This window comes from Mycolicibacterium xanthum, from assembly GCF_019710635.1.
GTDB lineage: Bacteria > Actinomycetota > Actinomycetes > Mycobacteriales > Mycobacteriaceae > Mycobacterium > Mycobacterium xanthum.
Genome location: NZ_JAIFZS010000089.1, coordinates 1 through 15,991, shown reverse-complemented (window position 1 = coordinate 15,991; position 15,991 = coordinate 1). Strand labels below are relative to the sequence as shown.

The window sequence follows — 15,991 nt, the reverse complement described above, 5'->3', positions numbered from 1 at the left end:
CCGTCGTGGGAGACCGTCGTGGAACTCGCTGAACTGTGGTTCTATCTGATCGCCGTGCTGTTCCTCGGCTTCCTGGTGCTCGAGGGATTCGACTTCGGCGTCGGCATGCTGATGGCGCCGATGGGTGCGACCGGTGACGGTGACCCGGAGAACCGCCGCCGCGCGGTGCTCAACACCATCGGCCCGGTCTGGGACGGCAACGAGGTGTGGCTGATCACGGCCGGAGCGGCGATGTTCGCGGCCTACCCGAACTGGTACGCCTCGTTGTTCTCGGCGCTCTACCTGCCTCTGCTGGCAATCTTGTTCGGCATGATCGTGCGCATCGTCGGAATCGAGTGGCGCGGCAAGATCAATGATCCGCAGTGGCGCAAGTGGGCTGACCTCGGCATCGCGCTGGGGTCCTGGCTGCCGGCTGTCCTGTGGGGCGTCGCCTTTGCGATCCTGTTGCGCGGCTTGCCCATCGACGCCGACGGCAACGCCCACACCGGCGTCGGGGACGTCCTGAGTCCCTACACGCTGCTGGGCGGGCTGGCGACCGCGTCGCTGTTCATCTTCTACGGTGCGGTGTTCATCGCGCTGAAGACCTCGGGCTCGGTTCACGACGACGCCTACCGGTTCGGTCGCATCCTGTCGGTCCCGGTGATCGTGCTGGCCGGCGGGTTCGGACTGTGGACCCAGGTGGCGTACGGCAAGTCGTGGACCTGGTTGGCACTGGCGGCCGCCGTCGTGGCCCTGCTGGTGGCCGTCGGGCTGGTCTGGCGCGATTCCGGTGAGGGCTGGGCGTTCCTGTCGATGGTGGTCGTGATCGCCGCGGTGGCCGTGCTCATCTTCGGATCGATGTATCCCACCCTGTTGCCGTCGACGCTGGACCCGGACTGGAGCGTGACGATCTACAACGGTTCGTCGACGCCGTACACGCTGCGGATCATGACTTGGGCGTCGCTGGCGCTGCTGCCGCTGGTGCTGGGCTACCAGGCGTGGAGCTACTGGGTGTTCCGCAAGCGCATCTCCGCCGACTCCATCCCGCCGTCCATCGGATTGTCGAGGCGCTCCTCCTGACAGACAGCTCGCGCGCACCGATCGACCCGCGCCTGTGGCGGGCGTCTGCGGCGATGCGCCGGTTCCTCGCGGCCGGCACGCTGTTCGGCGTGCTCATCGCGGCGGCGACGATCGGATCGGCGGTGGTGTTCGCCGCCATCGTCGCGTGGGTGATCACCGACCCCGGCGCACGCCGGCTCGACGAGCTCACGGTGCCCGTCGTCGTGCTGGTGTCGCTGTGGACGATCCGCACCGCCGCGCAGTGGCTTCAGGGCAGGTTGTCCCAGCGTGGGGCCAGCGCGGTGATCGCCGAGCTGGCCGACCAGGTGTTGACCACGGCAACCGCGCTGCCCCCGCGCGATCTGGCGCGACGCCGCGACGATGCGGCGGTGTTGGTGACCCGCGGCCTGGACGGACTGCGGGTCTACTTCACCACCTACCTGCCGTCGCTGTTCCTCGCGGCGATCCTGACCCCCGCCACCGCCGCCGTCATCGCGTTCTACGACCGGCCGTCGGCACTGATCGTGCTCGTCACCCTGCCGCTGATTCCGACCTTCATGGTGCTGATCGGCCTGGCGACCGCGGAGCGGTCGAAGGCCGCCCTGGTCACGATGTCCACCCTGCAGTCCCGGATGCTGGATCTGGTCGCCGGCCTGCCCACCCTGCGGGCGCTCGGCCGGACCGGCGGCGCGGCCACCAGAATCGCCGAACTCGGCGCGGCACATCGCCGTTCCACCATGGCCACGATGCGCATCGCCTTTCTTTCCGCCTTCGCCCTGGAGTTGCTCGCGACGTTGGGGGTGGCGCTGGTCGCGGTCAGCATCGGCATGCGCCTGGTGTACGGCGAGATGACGCTCACCGCCGGCCTGACCGCACTGCTGCTGGCCCCCGAGGTGTTCTGGCCGCTGCGCCGGGTGGGTGCGGCATTCCACTCCGCCCAGGACGGTAAGACCGCAGTGGCAGCGGCATTCGAGTTCATCGACAACGCGACCGCGGCACCGTCGGGCACCCGCACCCTGCCCGACCATCCGGTCACCATCACGATCGACCGGCCGGCCGTGCTGGCGCGCCCCGGCGAGGTCACCGTCCTGACGGGACCCAACGGCGCAGGCAAGACCACGCTGCTTCAGGCGGTGCTCGGGCTGAACCCCCCGCCGGCCGGCAGGATCGCGGTCAACGGGGTCGACGTCGCCGAACTCGACCGGCAGTCGTGGTGGTCGAGGGTGGCCTGGCTGGCACATCGACCGGTGCTGGTTCCCGGCACGGTGCGGGACAACCTCGAGCTGTTCGGGCCCCTGCCCGACGCCGCGGCGGCCTGCCGGGCCGCCTGCTTCGACGCGGTCCTGGGTGAGCTGCCCGACGGGGCGCACACCGTCATCGGCAGAGGTGGCGTCGGGCTTTCGCTGGGGCAGCGCCAACGACTCGGGCTGGCCCGGGTGCTGGGCTCGACGGCCCCGGTGCTGCTGCTCGATGAACCCACCGCGCACCTGGACGGCCCGACCGAGGCCCGGGTGCTGCACCAGATCGTCCAGCGTGCCCGCCGGGGCGCCACGGTCATCGTCGTCGGGCACCGGCACCCGGTGCTGTCCATCGCCGACGCGCTGGTCCGCCTCGACCCCGACCCGGTCCCCGAGCCGGAAGGCGGTGCCGTCGGTGCGACACCGTGACCTCCTGATCCAGACCCGGTCACTGCTGCAACCGCGGCTGCCCCGGGTGGTGGCCGCGGTCCTGCTCGGAGTCGCGTCGTTGGGCAGCGCCCTGGCACTTGCCGGCGTGGCCGCCTGGCTCATCACCCGGGCCTGGGAGATGCCCCCGGTGTTGTCGCTGACCGTCGCCGCGGTAGCGGTTCGGGCCCTGGGCATCTCGCGTGGGGTGTTCGGCTATTGCGAGCGGCTGGCCTCACACGACGTCGCTCTGCGAGCCGCCTGCACCGCCCGCGAACGCGTGTTCGGCCGACTGGCCGACGGCCCCGCCGAGGCGGTGCTGCGCCGGCACACCGGGGAGTTGGTTGCCGCGGTGGGCGCAAACATCGACGAACTCTGCGACGTGCTGGTGCGCGCCGTGATACCCATCGGGGTCGCCGCGGTGCTGTCGGTCGCCGCGGTAGCGGTGATCGCGGCGATCTCCCCGGCGGCGGCGGTCGTGCTGGCGGTGGCGATGATGGCCGCCGGTGTGCTGGCGCCGCTGCTCGCGGCCCGAGCCGCGCAGGCTGCTGAAACCGTTGCCGTCCAGCATCATTCGCAACGGGATTCGGCTGCGATGCTCGCGCTGGAGCATGCCGCCGAGCTGCGTGTCAGCGGTCGCCTCACCGATGTCATCGCTGCTGCCGGGGACGAGCAGCGGCGCTTCGGGAAAGCCATCGACCGGGCGGCCGCACCGGCGGCCGCGGCAGCCGCTGCACCGACGGCGGCGATCGGGGTCAGTGTGTTGGGCGCACTGATCGCCGGCGTGGGGCTGGCAGACACCGTCGCCCCCACCACGCTGGCAATCCTGATGCTGCTGCCGTTGTCGGCCTTCGAGGCCACCGCCGCGCTTCCGGGGGCCGCGGTGAGCCTGACGCGCGCCCGGATCGCGGGGCGACGGCTGCTCGGTGTGATCGAGCCCGCCGGGCACCGGGAACGACCCCGGGTGATGCCGCTGGAGTTGTCTCCCGGGGAGCGCGTGGCGGTTCTCGGGCCCAGCGGGTGTGGCAAGACCACGCTGTTGATGCATACCCACGGCGTCTTCTTCGCCGAGGATGCCCACCTGTTCTCGACGACGGTACGAGACAATCTGCTGGTGGCCCGCGGCGACGCCACCGACGACGAGTTGCGCGACGCCCTGCGGCGGGTCGGCCTGGGACACTGGCTCGAACAGCTGCCAGACGAGCTGTCCACCGTTCTCGACGGCGGAGCCGCCGCCGTGTCGGCGGGCCAGCGCCGGCGCCTGCTGGTGGCGCGCGCACTGATCTCGACCGCGCCCACGGTCCTGCTGGACGAGCCGACCGAACACCTGGACAGCTCCGATGCCGATCAGATCCTGACCGACCTGCTCACACCCGGGGCGCTTTTCGGGCCCGCCCGCACCGTCGTCGTCGCCACCCATCACCTGCCCGGCCGGTTGCGCGACCCCGATGTCTGCAGGATCGTCCATCTGACCCCCACCGAGTAACCTGACTGCCATGACCGAACCGCCGCAACCTCCCCAGTACGGCGCATATCCCGGCGGCTACCCGCCGCCTCCGCCCTACGGTGCGTACCCACCGCCGCCGCCGGCCGGACCGAAGAACGGCCTGGGGACCGCTGCGCTGGTGCTGGCGATCATCGGGCTGGTGCTGTGCTGGACCGTCGCCGGCGGGGTGATCCTCGGCCTGTGCGCGGTCATCATCGGCTTCGTCGCTCGCGGCCGGGTCAAACGGGGCGAGGCCAACAACGGCGGCATCGCGATCGCCGGCATCGTGCTGGGCTTCGTCTCGATCGTCGCGGCGCTGGTCTTCATCCCGATCTACATCGGCGTGTTCGACCGGGTCGGCGGCACCGACTACATCGACTGCATCAGCCGCGCCGGATCCGACCAGCAGGCGATCCAGGACTGCGCCGACGAATTCACCCAGCGGGTGGAGGAGCAGTTCTCACTCACCGTCACGCCGACGCCGTAGACCGGCCCGGGAAGTACTTCACGATCCCCTCCTGCACCACGGTGGCCAGCAGTTGGCCCGAGCGGTCGAAGAAGTGGCCGGTGCCCAGTCCCCGGGACTCCGCCGCGACCGGCGATGTCGTCGAGTAGAGCACCCAGTCGTCGAAGCGCACCGGCCGGTGGAACCACACCGAGTGGTTGGTGGTCACCGCGAAGATCCGGTCGTGGCCCCACGACAGCCCGTGCGTGGTGATGATCGAGTCGAGCACGGTGGTGTCCGACGAGTACACCAGCGCGGCGGCATGCAGCACCGGGTCGTCGGGAAGGGTGCCGTGCGCCTTCATCCAGACCCGGTTGTGCTCCAAGCGCTCGCCCTTGTCGCGCATGATCCAGGCCGGGTCGTTGGTGTAGCGCCACTCGATCGGGTGGAGCGCATTGGCGAAATGCGGGACCACCTCCTCGTAGCCGCGCAGCAACTCCCCGATCGGCGGCACCGCCAGCGGGTCCTCCAGGTCCGGAGGCGCCACCCCGTGCTCGAGGCCGCGCCCGCCCGCCAGGTAGGACACCAGCGCGCTGGTCAGTAGCTGACCCTTCTGCATGACGTCGACTCGGCGGTTGGCGAACCGGCGCTCGTCGCGCAACCGCACCACGTGGAACTCGAGGTCCAGCCCCGGGTCGCCGCCGGCGATGAAGTGCACCGACAGCGCACTGGGCGGCAGCGGGCTGGTCAGGCTGCGGCCCGCGGCGACGAACGCCTGCGCCATCATCTGGCCCCCGAAGGTGCGGACCGGGTTCTTGCTCGGGTGGGCACCGATGAAGGTGTCGTCGTCGAGCCGGTCGAGGTGCAGTATCGCGAGCAGCTCGTCGAAGTCGGCCTGTGACGCCACGCGCGAAATCCTCCCCATCCGTGGTCTAGACGTCGTCCTCCCCGATGCGGTGGACGTGGATCATGTTGGTGGAGCCTACTGTGCCCGGCGGAGCACCCGCGACGATGACCACCAGATCCCCGCGCCTGTAGCGACCCAGATCGAGCAGCGACTTGTCCACCTGACGGATCATGCCGTCGGTGGTCTCGATGTGCGGAACGATGAACGTCTCGGTGCCCCAGGTCAGCGCCAGCTGGCTGCGCACCTCGGGCAGCGACGTGAACGCCAGCACCGGAAGCGGGGTGTGCAGCCGGGCCAGCCGGCGCACCGTGTCACCGGACTGGGTGAAGGCCACCAGCGCCTTGGCGTCGAGCCGTTCGCCGATGTCGCGGGCGGCGTAGGAGATCACCCCGCGCTTGGTGCGCGGCACGTGCGTCAATGCCGGCGCACTCACCGAGTTCTCCTCGACCGCGGTGATGATCCGGGCCATCGTCTTGACCGTGTCGAACGGGAACTTGCCGACCGACGTCTCCCCCGACAGCATCACCGCGTCGGAGCCGTCGAGGACGGCGTTGGCGACGTCGGACGCCTCGGCCCGGGTCGGCCGGGAGTTCTCGATCATCGACTCCAGCATCTGGGTGGCCACGATGACCGGTTTGGCGTTCTCCCGGGCCATCTGGATGGCCCGCTTCTGCACCAGCGGGACCTCCTCGAGCGGCAGCTCCACGCCGAGGTCGCCGCGCGCGACCATGATGGCGTCGAAGGCCAGCACGACCGCCTCGAGGTTGTCGATCGCCTCCGGCTTCTCCAGTTTGGCGATCACCGGGACCCGGCGGCCGACCCGGTCCATCACCTCGTGCACCAGCTCGACGTCGGCCGGTGAGCGCACGAACGACAACGCGACCAGGTCCACGCCGAGCCGCAGCGCGAACTCGAGATCCTCGATGTCCTTCTCCGACAGCGCCGGCGCCGAAACACTCATACCCGGCAGCGACATGCCCTTGTTGTTGCTGACCTTGCCGCCCTCGGTGACCGAGCAGACCACGTCGAGGCCGTCGATGTGCTCGACGATCAGACCGACGTTGCCGTCGTCGACCAGCACCCGGTCGCCGGGCTTGGCGTCCTCGGCCAGCCGCTTGTAGGTGGTCGACACCCGATCGTGGGTGCCCTCGCAGTCCTCGACGGTGATCCGCACCGTCTGGCCGTTCTCCCAGACCGTCGGCCCGTCGGCGAACCGGCCCAGCCGGATCTTCGGTCCCTGCAGGTCGGCGAGGATGCCGACGGCACGTCCGGTGACGTCTGAGGCGCCGCGTACCCGTTTGTAGTTGGCTTCGTGATCCGGATAGTCACCGTGGCTGAAATTCAGCCGCGCGACGTCCATTCCGCATTCCACGAGCCTGCGGACGGCTTCGTCGGAGGCGGTGGCCGGGCCGAGCGTACAGACGATCTTTCCGCGTCTAGTCACGATGCTTGAGCATAGTCGCGAATCGATTCAGACGACGGCTAGCGGAAGCGCACCCGGGCTGACCGGCGCCGGCAGATCCGACTCACCCATCAGGTAGGTATCCACCGCGTTCGCCGCGCTGCGGCCCTCCGCGATCGCCCACACCACCAGCGACGCCCCGCGGTGCGCATCGCCGCAGACGAACACCCCGGGAGCATCGGTCTGCCAGTCCGAACCGCAGGTCAGGTTCCCGCGGCGGCCCAGCTTCAGCCCGAGGCCGTCGAGCAGCGCCATGTGCTCGACACCCTCGAAGCCGATCGCCAGCAGCGCCAGCTCGCACGGGATCCGCAACGAGTCGCCCACCGGGGTGATGTGCCGCCGGCCGGCCTCGTCGCGCTCCACGCTGACCTCGGCGATCTCCATCGCCCGCAGGTTGCCGTCGTCATCGCCGATGAACCGCTGTACCGCGACCTGGTAGCGCCGGTCGCCGCCCTCGGCGTGCGCCGGCGAGAGCCGGGTGCGCAGCACGATCGGCCACATCGGCCACGGCGAGCGGGAGTCGTCACGGTACTCCGGCGGCTCGGGGTTGTAATCGAGCTGGGTGACCGACTTGGCGCCCTGCCGGTGCGCGGTGCCCAGGCAGTCCGCACCGGTGTCGCCGCCGCCGATGATGACGACGTGCTTGTCCTTGGCGGTGATCTCGCTGGCCCCGTCGCCCTCGCACTCCTTGTTGGCGGGCACCAGGTGCTCCATCGCCAGATGCACGCCGTTGAGCTCGCGACCCTCGAGGTCGTTGTCCCGGGCCCGCAGCGCACCGACCGCCAGCACGACGGCGTCGTGCTGGGCCCGGAGCTGATCGACGGGCACGTCGACGCCCACCTCGCAATCGGTGACGAATCGGGTGCCTTCGGCCCGCATCTGGGCCAGCCGCTGGTTGAGGGTGGCCTTCTCGAGCTTGTACTCGGGGATGCCGTAGCGCATCAGGCCGCCGATCCGGTCATCGCGCTCGTAGACCGTCACGTCGTGACCCGCGCGGGTCAGCTGCTGGGCGGCGGCCAGGCCCGCCGGACCCGATCCGACCACCGCGACCCGCTTGCCGGTCGAGATCGCCGCCGGCTGCGGCTCGATGATGCCGTCCATCCACGCCTGGTCGACGATCGACTGTTCGATCCGTTTGATCGTCACACTCCCACCGGTCTGCTCGTCGGCGATCGACAGCACGCAGGCGGCCTCGCAGGGCGCCGGGCACAGCCGGCCGGTGAACTCGGGGAAGTTGTTGGTGGCGTGCAGGCGATCGCTGGCAGCGTCCCACCGGCCGCGGCGCACCAGGTCGTTCCACTCCGGGATCAGGTTGCCCAGCGGGCACCCGGCCGTTCCGGAATGGCAGAACGGGATCCCGCAGTCCATGCACCGGCGGGCCTGCTGGGAGACCTCGGCGGCACGTTCGTGCGGATCCTGGCGCTCATAGACCTCCCGCCAGTCGCCGACCCGTTCGTCGACGGGGCGCTTGGTGGCCTCCACCTTGGCCACTTCGAGGAATCCCTGTGGGTCAGCCACGGCTCGCCTCCATGATCGCGGTGTCGACGTCGCGCCCCTCGGCCTTGGCCATCCGGGTGGCCTGCAGCACCCGCGCGTAGTCGCTGGGCATGATCTTGGTGAACTGCGCACTGCGCCGGGGCCAGTCGGACAGCACCGAGGTCGCCACCGTGCTGCCGGTGTGGTGCGCGTGCTGGGCGACCACCTCGCGCAGCCACACCTGGTCCTCCGGGTCGAGGCGCTGCAGCTCCACCATCGCGGTGTTCACCCGCTTGGGATCCAGTCCGAGGACGTAGGCGATGCCGCCCGACATGCCGGCCGCCATGTTGCGGCCGACCTTGCCGAGGACCACCACCCGGCCCCCGGTCATGTACTCGCAGGCGTGATCACCGACGCCCTCGACGACCGTCAGCGCACCCGAGTTGCGTGCCGCGAACCGCTCCCCGACCCGGCCCCGCAGGTAGACCTCGCCCGACGTCGCGCCGTAGAGCAACGTATTGCCCGCGATGACGTTGTCCTCGGGCAGGAACAGCACGTCGTCCTGCGGCTTGACGATGACCCGGCCCCCGGAAAGGCCCTTGCCGACATAGTCGTTGGCGTCACCGATCATCTCCAGCGTGATCCCGGGTGGCAGGAAGGCGCCGAGGGACTGACCCGCAGACCCGGTCAGCGTCACGTGGATGGTGTCGTCCGGCAGGCCCTGCGCGCCGTAGCGGCGGGTGACCTCACTGCCCAGCAGCGTGCCGACCGTCCGGTTCACGTTGCGCACCGGAAGCTCCAGCCGCACCGGATGGGCGTCCTCCAGCGCCCCCTCGGCGAGCTGGATGAGGGTGCGGTCCAGCGCCTGATCCAGACCGTGGTCCTGGTCCTGCAGGCGACGACGCTGGGTCAGCTTGCCGCCGTGCGCATCGGTCGGCACCGCGAAGATCGGGGTCAGGTCCAGCCCCTTGCTCTTCCAGTGCGCGACGCCGGGAGCGGTGTCGAGCACCTCGGCGTGGCCGACCGCCTCGTCGATGCTGCGGAAGCCGAGCTCGGCCAGGTAGGTCCGGATGTCCTCGGCGATGAACCGGAAGAAGTTCTCGACGAACTCGGGCTTGCCGTTGAAGCGGGCCCGCAGCTCCGGGTTCTGGGTGGCCACCCCGACCGGGCAGGTGTCCAGGTGACACACCCGCATCATGATGCAACCCGCCACCACCAGCGGCGCCGTCGCGAAGCCGTATTCCTCGGCGCCGAGCAGCATCGCGACGACGACGTCGCGCGCGGTGCGCATGCCGCCGTCGCACTGCACGGTGATGCGGTCGCGCAGTCCGTTGAGCACCAGGGTCTGTTGGGTGTCGGCGAGCCCGATCTCCCACGGCGCACCCGCGTGCTTGAGGCTGGTCAGCGGTGCGGCGCCGGTACCGCCGTCGTAGCCCGAGATCAGCACCACGTCGGCGTGCGCCTTGGACACGCCGGCGGCCACCGTGCCCACCCCGACCGAGCTGACCAGCTTGACGTGGATGCGGGCGTCGGCGTTGGCGTTCTTCAGGTCGTGGATCAGCTGGGCGAGATCCTCGATCGAGTAGATGTCGTGGTGCGGCGGCGGTGAGATCAGACCCACCCCAGGCGTCGAGTGCCGGGTCTTGGCGATGTTGGGATACACCTTGTACCCCGGAAGCTGGCCGCCCTCACCGGGTTTGGCGCCCTGGGCCATCTTGATCTGGATGTCGGTGGAGTTGACCAGGTAGTCGCTGGTCACCCCGAACCGGCCGGAGGCGACCTGCTTGACGGCACTGCGCCGCTTGGGGTCGTAGAGCCGGTCGACGTCTTCACCACCCTCGCCGCTGTTCGAGCGCGCGTTGAGCTTGTTCATCGCGATGGCCATGGTCTCGTGCGCCTCCGCCGAGATCGAGCCGTAGCTCATCGCGCCGGTGTTGAAGCGGGTGACGATCGACTCGACCGACTCCACCTCCTCGAGCGGAACCGGCTCGCGCAGGTCCTTTTTGAACTCGAACAGCCCACGCAGCGCACCGCCCTCGCGGACCAGCCGGTCGACTTCCTCGGAGTACTGCTCGAACACCTCGTGGCGCCCGGTCCGGGTCGAATGCTGCAGCAGGAAGACCGTTTCCGGGGTGAACAGGTGCAGTTCGCCGTCACGCCGGAACTGGTATTCGCCACCCACCGACAGGCGCCGGTGTGCGCGTTCCGTCGGGTTCTCGGGGTAGGCCCGGCGATGCCGGAACTTCACCTCTTCGGCGATCACGTCGAGTCCGACACCGCCGAGCTGTGACGGTGTGCCGGAGAAGTATTCGTCGATGACGTCCTTGTTGATCCCGACGGCCTCGAAGACCTGCGCGGCGGTGTAGGACGCCACCGTCGAGATCCCCATCTTGCTCATGACCTTCATGACGCCCTTGCCGAGCGCCTTGACGTAGTTGCGCACCGCGGTGGTCGGCTCGATACCGGTGAGTTCACCCTCGCGGATCAGGTCCTCGATCGACTCGAAGGCCAGGTACGGGTTGACCGCGGCGGCGCCGAACCCGACCAGCATCGCGATGTGGTGCACCTCGCGCGCATCGCCGCTCTCCACGACCAGGGCCACCATCAGGCGTTGCTTGGTCCGCACCAGATGGTGATGCACGGCCGACACCGCCAGCAGCGACGGGATCGGCGCCTTGGTGTGGTCGGAGTCGCGGTCCGAGATGACCAGTGTGCGGGCACCCTTGACGATGGCGTCGGAGGCCCGGTGCCGGAGCTCCTCGAGGGCCTCTGCCAGGCCCTCGCCGCCGCGCTCGACGTCGTAGAGCGCACGCAGCACCGCGGTCCGCAACCCGGGCTGCTCACCGTCGTCGTTGATGTGCACGATCTTGTTGAGCTCGTCGTTGTCCAGCACCGGACCGCTCAGCACGATCTGGCGGCACGACGCCGCGGTGGGTTCGAGCAGGTTCTGCTCCGGTCCCATGATGCGCGCCATCGAGGTGACGATCTCCTCGCGGATGGCATCCAGCGGCGGGTTGGTCACCTGGGCGAACAACTCGACGAAATAGTCGTAGAGCAGCTTGGAGCGCTTCGACAGCACGGCTGTTGGGGTGTCGGTGCCCATCGAGCCCAGCGGTTCGCCCCCTGAGGCCGCCATCGGGGTCAACAGGATCCGGAGGTCTTCCTCGGTGTAGCCGAACGAGACCTGGCGACGCACCACCGATTCGTGGTTGGGCTGGATCCGGGCACGCTCGGGCAGGGTCTTGAGGTCGAGCAGGCCAGCGTGCAACCACTCGCCGTACGGCTCGGCCTTGGAGAGTTCCTCCTTGACCTCGTCGTCGGAGACGATGCGCCCCGCGGCGGTGTCGATCAGGAGCATCTTGCCGGGCTGCAGCCGACCCTTGGCCACCACTTCGGCGGAGGGCACATCCAGGACGCCGCTCTCGCTGGCCAGGATGATGCGGTCGTCGATGGTGCGCCACCAACGGCCCGGCCGTAATCCGTTGCGGTCCAAGACGGCTCCGACCAGGGTGCCGTCGGTGAAGGTGACACAGGCGGGGCCGTCCCACGGTTCGATCAGCGAGGCGTGGAACTGCCAGAACGCCCGCTCGGCGGGATCCATCGTGGTGCTGTTCTCCCACGCCTCGGGGATCATCATCAGCACCGCGTGCGGCAACTCGCGGCCACCGAGATGGAGCAGCTCGAGCACCTCGTCGAACGAGGCGGAGTCCGAGGCGCCCGGCGTGCAGATCGGCGACAGCCGGCTGAGATCGCCGGGGATCTTGGCGCTGGCCAGCATCGCCTCGCGTGCGTGCATACGGTTGCGGTTGCCGCGCACGGTGTTGATCTCGCCGTTGTGGGCGACGAACCGGAACGGGTGGGCAAGCGGCCAGGACGGGAAGGTGTTGGTCGAGAACCGGCTGTGCACGATCGCGATCGCGCTGACGCAGCGTTCGTCGCGCAGATCTGGGAAGTATTGGGGCAGCTGCATTGTCGTGAGCATGCCCTTGTAGACCATGGTGCGGCTGGACAGCGACGGGAAGTAGACACCGGTGCGCTCTGCGCGCTTGCGCAACGGATACACGCGCCGGTCGAGATCGATTCCGCCGAGCCGGGTTCCGTTACTCTCGGGCATCGCGACGAACAGCTGCGACATGTACGGCATGCAGCCCAGGGCGGTCGCCCCGACCTCGGCGCCGTCGGGATCCACCGGGACCTCGCGCCAGCCGAGGACTTCGAGGCCCTCTTCGGCCGCGATCGCCTCGACGGTCTCGCGCGCGGTGGCGCGGGCCACCGGGTCCTGGGGCAGGTAGCAGGTGCCCGCGGCGAACGTATTGGCGCCGTCGAAGGCCGCAGGTGGAAGCCCGAAGTCGACGACATCGCGCAGTAGGTCGACCGGCAACTGGATCAGGATCCCCGCGCCGTCGCCGCTGTTGGGTTCGGCGCCCGCTGCCCCCCGGTGCTCGAGATGCTCCAACGCGATCAGGCCGTCGGCGACGATCGAATGGGATTTGCGGCCCTGGATGTCGGTGACCATCGCGACGCCGCAGGAATCCGCTTCGTTCTCCGGGTCGTACAGGCCTTGGGGTTCGGGCAATGCCGAGAACAGCATCGAGACAAGCACCTCCGCAGTCCTAAAAGACGTGGTCAGGGACTGCGCCGGCCCGTTGGTCGAGTGTATCAGCGCGTTCGGTTGGCTACCCGTCGAGAAGGGTCGGGACCAGCGGGAACCCGGGGAGATTTCGGACGATTGTCCAGGTCACCGCGGCGACGATGATCACGACGAAGGCGGGCGTGCTGACCGCGGGCTTGCCGAGGCGCTTACGCGTCACGATCCAGACGATCAGCAGCGGCAGTCCGATCAGCACGAACGCGTTGTCGACGAATGCCGCGGCGAGGTCGCCGTGGAGGACGTCGTGGGTCATCCGCAACCCGCCGCACGCCGGACAGTTCCAGCCGGTGAGGGCCTTGAACGGACATGGGAGGAAGACAAAGCCCGGGCTGTGTGGATCCCCGATGCCCACATACGCGAGCGCACCAAGCAAGGCCGCGCCGGTCCCCACCGCGGTGAGCGACCGGGTGCGGGTATTGGCCGCCGGGCTAGGTTCCATCACGCAGAGGACGCCCCTCGGGGTCGCGGACCTTGTCGGTCAGGATCAGTACCGCATCGACGATGCCCCAGATGATGGCGCCGATACCGCAGGTGATCAGCCCGACGACGAGCTGGGCGATGCCGAGGCCGGTGTACCCCAGGTAGATGCGGCCGATCCCGACGAGGCCGAACAGCCCGAGCAGCTGGAGAAGCCCGGCAACGACTTTGGACTTCTCCGACAGCGGCTCGCCGGTGAGTGGATGCCGGCCATATGGGGCCGTCGGGTCCATGTACACCGGCGGGTACTGGCCCACCGGCGGCGGGTATGGCCCGGGCGGGGGCGGGTACTGGCCCGTCGGAGGCGGCGGGTACTGGCCGGGCGGCGGGTAACCCGGTTGCTGCGGCGGAGGTGTCGGCGAATTTCCGGCCTCACTGCCACTGAACTGCGGCTCGGTCATGCGACCAGCATGCCAGAACCGGCACCTACTCAGAAGGGTGGCGGTTCGTATGTCTCGGCGAGCCAGGCTTGGTATTGACGCTCCTCTTCGGCGTCGAGAGCCTGGCGCTGCCGGCGTTCGCGGGCGATGCGTTGTTGTCGGTCTTGGTCGCGGGTGGTGCGCCGTCGGGGCATCATCACGGTCTTCCCAGGTGCGTCGTCGGGTGCCGTGGTCGCCGGAAGGGGCGCGGTAGGGGTCGCCAGCGTGGGGAACAGCACCCCGCCGTGCGGTTCGGTGGTGTAGGTGTGCCCGGTGGGGGCGGTGAAGACGATCGTGCCGTCGTCGAGTTGAGTATCGGTCCAGCCGGTGGGGCCGGTGAAAAACGTTTTCAGCAGGTGGTGGGTCCGGCAGTAATGCTTCAGTCCCGACGGGTGGGTGGCCCCGAACGGCCACGGCTTGGTGTGGTCGATGTCGCAGAACGCGACCGGGGCGTGACAGCCGGGGAACCGGCAGGTCAGATCGCGCCACTGCAGGAAGTCGGCCAGCGCAGCGGACGGACGGTAGCCCGGTTCGGGATCGACGCCGGGCAGCCGCACCGGCTTCAGCTTCGCCTCGGCGGCTGCGGTGCGGACTTCTTCGGCAGGCAGGACGCCGAATCCGGACAGATACCCCGGCTGGTCGCTGCGCCCGTCCAAGGTTGCCTGTTCGGCGAGCACATGAACCACGACCTGGGCGGCCGATCGGCCCACGGCGGCTGCCGGGCAGTCCTCGTTGCCGCACTGACAGCCCAGGGTGTCCTCGGAGCGCGCCAAGGCACCACAGGCGTCGGCGCGCAGCTGGCCCGGAGTCCGGGGGTCTTTGGCGCACACCGTGGACGACAGCGCCGCCAATCGCTGTTCGAGCGCCGCGGCATCCAGCGCGGTGAGGACACCGCCGGCGAAGGCCAACCCCGGCACATGAGGTTCGAAATCGAAATAGCGGTTGTCCTTGGCGATCGGCGGCACTCGAACCCCGTCGGGATCCATCTTGGCGACCCACAGATCCAGCCGGTCACGCTGCTTCGGCTTCGACCAGCGCATCCACTTGGCCACCCGCTCTGCCAGGGCTTCATCGACGGCGGCGATCGCCGAATCCTCGACATTGTCGGTACGGGTGATCACCAGCTGCAGCAGCCGCAGATCGATCTCACCGCGGGCGAAAACCTCCGCCACCCGGGCCAGTCGCCGGTGCAGCCACACCGCCATGCGCACCTGCGAGTGTGCGCGCGCCCGGCTGATGTTCTGCGCCGCCGACACTTCGGCGGCCACGGCCTCATACACATCCGTCAGAAAGAACTGAGCCTCTTGGTATTCGCGGCGACGGCGTTCGTACAACTGCGCCACCGCCGCCAATCGGCGGGCCACGGCAACCGACTCCGCCCGCGCCGCCTCGCCCATCTCATCGATGAGGCCGGCGGCATCCGCGGATCCGAACATACATTCGATCATGCCAGAGGGGTCGGACATTCTGGCGCCAAACCCGTGGCCGGGGACAACCTACCGCGAACTACTTGCGCAGCAGACTCGATCAACGACTCCGGCGGCGGCGGAGCCACCGGCGGACCGGTCCGCCGGAAGCGGACTCGGTTGCGGTATAGGGATTCTCGACCGATTCGCGCTTCACTTCGGGTTCCGGCTCCACATCGGACCCAGAGTCGTCGACCTCGCCTGGTGTGTCGTCATCCGATCCAGCCTCGGCTTCATCTGACTGGGATTGCATGGTCTCCGACTCCTCGTCGGCAGACGTCTCTGCGTCAGATCCGTCCGACTCATCGATGTCTCCAGGCGTGCTTGGCTCGTCTCCCACGACGTCAGCCTCAGCGTCTCCAGACTCGTCGCCCGCCCCCGCCTGATCGACCTCAGACTCGCTGACTTCATCGCGGTCGGCCCCAGACTCGGCCTCGACGTCCTGCTCGACCCCAGCCTCCGACTCGGCAGACTCCTCATCGCCGGCCGCGTCGGGCTCA

Annotated in this window: 11 protein-coding genes and 1 pseudogene; 4 read left to right on the top strand and 8 right to left on the bottom strand. The window is 69.1% G+C overall.

Annotated features, from left to right (window positions below; translation table 11 throughout):
* The first annotated feature begins 18 nt into the window (after positions 1–18).
* The 4 genes from cydB to JDV09_RS25090 are packed head-to-tail and all read left to right on the top strand — an operon-like array spanning position 19 to position 4,675.
* A complete protein-coding gene (gene cydB / locus JDV09_RS25105; protein WP_221371859.1) occupies positions 19–1,059 on the top strand; it encodes a cytochrome d ubiquinol oxidase subunit II in 1,041 nt (346 codons plus the stop codon).
* Positions 1,060–1,112: 53 nt separating this feature from the next.
* Positions 1,113–2,705 (top strand): thiol reductant ABC exporter subunit CydD, encoded by a 1,593-nt coding sequence (gene cydD, locus JDV09_RS25100; protein ID WP_221371858.1) that lies wholly within the window; start codon positions 1,113–1,115, stop codon positions 2,703–2,705.
* Complete coding sequence (locus JDV09_RS25095) at positions 2,692–4,188, top strand: ATP-binding cassette domain-containing protein (RefSeq protein ID WP_221371857.1); 1,497 nt, start codon at positions 2,692–2,694, stop codon at positions 4,186–4,188. The genes cydD and JDV09_RS25095 overlap by 14 nt, the downstream gene beginning before the upstream one ends.
* A 10-nt stretch (positions 4,189–4,198) precedes the next feature.
* Positions 4,199–4,675 carry a DUF4190 domain-containing protein gene (locus tag JDV09_RS25090; RefSeq protein ID WP_221371856.1) on the top strand — a complete coding sequence of 159 codons (477 nt, stop codon included), beginning with the start codon at positions 4,199–4,201 and terminating at the stop codon, positions 4,673–4,675.
* On the opposite strand, the gene JDV09_RS25085 is transcribed toward JDV09_RS25090, so the two are convergent.
* The 8 genes and pseudogenes from JDV09_RS25085 to JDV09_RS25050 all read right to left on the bottom strand — a co-directional run.
* Positions 4,659–5,540 (bottom strand): acyl-CoA thioesterase II, encoded by an 882-nt coding sequence (locus JDV09_RS25085; RefSeq protein ID WP_308124239.1) that lies wholly within the window; start codon positions 5,538–5,540, stop codon positions 4,659–4,661. The genes JDV09_RS25090 and JDV09_RS25085 overlap by 17 nt on opposite strands.
* 25 nt (positions 5,541–5,565) lie before the next feature.
* Positions 5,566–6,984: a pyruvate kinase gene (gene pyk / locus JDV09_RS25080; protein WP_221371854.1), complete on the bottom strand. Its 1,419-nt coding sequence runs from the start codon at positions 6,982–6,984 to the stop codon at positions 5,566–5,568.
* 27 nt (positions 6,985–7,011) lie between these two features.
* Positions 7,012–8,520, bottom strand: coding sequence for a glutamate synthase subunit beta (locus JDV09_RS25075; RefSeq protein ID WP_221371853.1), 1,509 nt, complete (start codon positions 8,518–8,520; stop codon positions 7,012–7,014).
* Positions 8,513–13,069, bottom strand: a complete 4,557-nt coding sequence (gene gltB / locus JDV09_RS25070) for a glutamate synthase large subunit (RefSeq protein ID WP_221371852.1) — start codon at positions 13,067–13,069, stop codon at positions 8,513–8,515. The genes JDV09_RS25075 and gltB overlap by 8 nt, the downstream gene beginning before the upstream one ends.
* Positions 13,070–13,154: 85 nt before the next feature.
* Positions 13,155–13,568, bottom strand: a complete 414-nt coding sequence (locus tag JDV09_RS25065; RefSeq protein ID WP_221371851.1) for a DUF2752 domain-containing protein — start codon at positions 13,566–13,568, stop codon at positions 13,155–13,157.
* A complete protein-coding gene (locus tag JDV09_RS25060) occupies positions 13,558–14,007 on the bottom strand; it encodes a TM2 domain-containing protein (RefSeq protein ID WP_221371850.1) in 450 nt (149 codons plus the stop codon). Before JDV09_RS25060 ends, JDV09_RS25065 begins: the two co-directional genes overlap by 11 nt.
* 29 nt (positions 14,008–14,036) lie before the next feature.
* A complete protein-coding gene (locus JDV09_RS25055) occupies positions 14,037–15,461 on the bottom strand; it encodes an HNH endonuclease signature motif containing protein (RefSeq protein WP_221371849.1) in 1,425 nt (474 codons plus the stop codon).
* Positions 15,462–15,552: 91 nt separating this feature from the next.
* Positions 15,553–15,991 (bottom strand): annotated as a pseudogene (locus JDV09_RS25050) (hypothetical protein); the annotation flags it as partial.

Bases quoted from the DNA above. Each gene is read 5' to 3' on its own strand.
- JDV09_RS25065 (WP_221371851.1), bottom strand. From the start codon at position 13,568: ATGGAACCTAGCCCGGCGGCCAATACCCGCACCCGGTCGCTCACCGCG.
- JDV09_RS25055 (WP_221371849.1), bottom strand. From the start codon at position 15,461: ATGTTCGGATCCGCGGATGCCGCCGGCCTCATCGATGAGATGGGCGAG.
- JDV09_RS25090 (WP_221371856.1), top strand. From the start codon at position 4,199: ATGACCGAACCGCCGCAACCTCCCCAGTACGGCGCATATCCCGGCGGC.
- JDV09_RS25060 (WP_221371850.1), bottom strand. From the start codon at position 14,007: ATGACCGAGCCGCAGTTCAGTGGCAGTGAGGCCGGAAATTCGCCGACA.
- gltB (WP_221371852.1), bottom strand. From the start codon at position 13,069: ATGCTGTTCTCGGCATTGCCCGAACCCCAAGGCCTGTACGACCCGGAG.
- cydD (WP_221371858.1), top strand. From the start codon at position 1,113: ATGCGCCGGTTCCTCGCGGCCGGCACGCTGTTCGGCGTGCTCATCGCG.